General features: G+C 62.5%; 2 protein-coding genes and 1 pseudogene. 1 reads left to right on the forward strand and 2 read right to left on the reverse strand.

What is annotated here, in order from left to right; genetic code table 11:
* Positions 1–251: pseudogene (locus WA944_RS19230) on the forward strand (transposase); the annotation flags it as partial.
* A 319-nt stretch (positions 252–570) separates the two neighbouring features.
* Here WA944_RS19230 and WA944_RS19235 read toward each other — a convergent pair.
* Together WA944_RS19235 and WA944_RS19240 are read right to left on the reverse strand one after the other, a co-directional pair.
* Positions 571–1,728 (reverse strand): NDMA-dependent alcohol dehydrogenase, encoded by a 1,158-nt coding sequence (locus tag WA944_RS19235; RefSeq protein WP_526370370.1) that lies wholly within the window; start codon positions 1,726–1,728, stop codon positions 571–573.
* A gap of 74 nt (positions 1,729–1,802) precedes the next feature.
* A partial coding sequence (locus tag WA944_RS19240; RefSeq protein ID WP_526647236.1) for a hypothetical protein occupies positions 1,803–2,211 on the reverse strand: 409 nt, incomplete at its 5' end.

Below are 2,211 nucleotides of genomic sequence, written 5' to 3' on the forward strand. Positions count from 1 at the left end.
ACGACGAGAACACCAAGGCCAGGGCGGTGCGGTTGGTCCGCGAGCACCGCGATGATTACGACTCGGAGTGGGCGGCGATGAAGGCGATCGCGGGCCGGCTGGGGATGAACGCGGAGACGCTGCGCACGTGGGTTCGCCAGGCCGAGGTCGACGCCGGTGAGGCGGCAGGGATGTCCAGCGAGGAGAGCCGGGAGCTGCGGGAGCTACGCCGCAAGACCAGGGAGCTTGAGGCCACGATTAGTCTGCTCGAGCTCGGACACCTTGCGGCGCAGCTCCCTCCCGGTCTGTTGCGGTGCTCACCCCGTCGCGCTCGCCGGCGTCGACCTCGGCCTGGCGGACCCACTTGCGCAGCGTTTCCGGGCCCACGCCGAGAGGGCAGCCACCACTCGGACACAGCCGTACTCACTGTCGTACTCATCGCGATGCTCCACGACCAGACGCACAGCTCTACACTTGGTTGCTTCGTCGTACTTCCTTGGCATGATGCGGACAACCTCCCCTCGAAAGAAGGTGTGCATCAAACCCGGGGTGGTTCAGAATGACGAGGTCGCCGGGGCGCCCATACTTCGGTCAGTCGACGCCGAAATCGATGACCCCCCGTACGATACGGCCGTTCAGAAGATCGGCATACCCCTCGTTGATTTCGTCGAGGGAGTAGCGTTTTGTGATCATTTCGTCGAGCTGAAGCCGGCCAGCCTGGTACAGCCTCGCTAGTATCGGGATGTCGGCTCTCGGATTGCACGAACCGAATATGGTGCCGCAGAGGTTCTTGTTCATCAGCGTGAAGTCTTGAACACCCAAGTGTACGGAACGTGTGCGCAGGGACGACATACCCGTCACCACACAGGTCCCACCCTTCCGCGTCAACGACAGCGCCTCTTCAATATCGGGCTTGCCAATCAGCGACGGTGATAGTACGACGCTGTCGGCCATCACGCCGAAAGTTAGGTCGCGCACTACATCAAGAGCTTCCTGCGCGGACCCGCAAGCGTGAGTTGCGCCGAACCGCAGGGCCGATTTTTGCTTGAACTCAACAGGGTCGACTGCAACGATCCAGGCGGCGCCGTTGATGTGCGCGCCCTGGATCGCCGCGGTGCCGATGCCGCCGGCGCCGATCACCACGACGGTGTCTCCGCCACGGACATCGGCACGCTTGGCTGCGGAGCCGTAACCGGTCGGGATAGCGCACGACAGTAGCGCGGCGGATGCCAAGGGAATGCTCGGATCAATCTTCACCAGTGAATCCTGGGATACAACGGTGTGCTCGGAGAAGGCACCGATCTTGCAGAGGTGGCCGAGGTTGCTTCCGGTGCGAGTGTGATGGCGGAAGGTTCCGTCAGTTGGCATACCGGGAGCGAGGGTACCCGCGCCAACGTCGCAGAGATATTCCTGGCCACTGGCGCACCAACGGCAATGCCCACACACTGCGATGAACGACATGACTACGTTGTCTCCCGGCTCGAACAGCGTTACGCCGTCTCCGACCTCTACAACCACGCCAGCACCCTCGTGTCCCCCGATGGCAGGGAACATCGCTGGGAGCCCAAGCGAACGCATCACTTCATTCGACGCCGACAGATCACCTTGAAGGATGTGGTCATCGGAGTGACACAGGCCGGCTGCGGCTGTCCGGACAAGGACCTCTCCCGCTTTGGGGGGGTCAAGTTCGAACTCTTCTACAGACCACGGTCCACCCACGTCATGCAAAATCGCCGCGCGGCTCTTCATCGATGCTCCTTGTCGCCGAACTAACTTCTCGAATACGCCGCCAAGTATGACGACTCGAAATGTCGATCGTACGGCTATCCTCGCATAGTTACAAAGATTACTGTCCGGCGTCGGAGCCGTCCCATCGTCGCCTGTGGATAGTCGGCGAGGAAGTCGAGGGCGATGTCGCGATCCAATATGGAGAACAAGTGAAGCGGCGCAAGGGTGGTACGCCTCCAGAATCGCGCGCAGCTGCGACTCGGCGCTGCGTTGGGAACAGCTGATGCGCTCACGGTCGCGGATGACCGCCTTCCGCTCGGCGGTATCCGCGGCGGGCAGTGCCCGCCCATGCCAGTACTCCTGGCGCAGGGTGTCGGCGGCTCGACGATCCGGGCGATCACCAAGTCCCGGAACACCGCATCACCGACGGCGCCAAAGCCCAACCCGTCATAGGTTTTGCCGATCGCCTCATAGAGCAGCCGCGAACTGGTCGACGCCGTGCGC

The organism is Mycobacterium sp. (assembly GCF_049683355.1).
Classification (GTDB): domain Bacteria; phylum Actinomycetota; class Actinomycetes; order Mycobacteriales; family Mycobacteriaceae; genus Mycobacterium.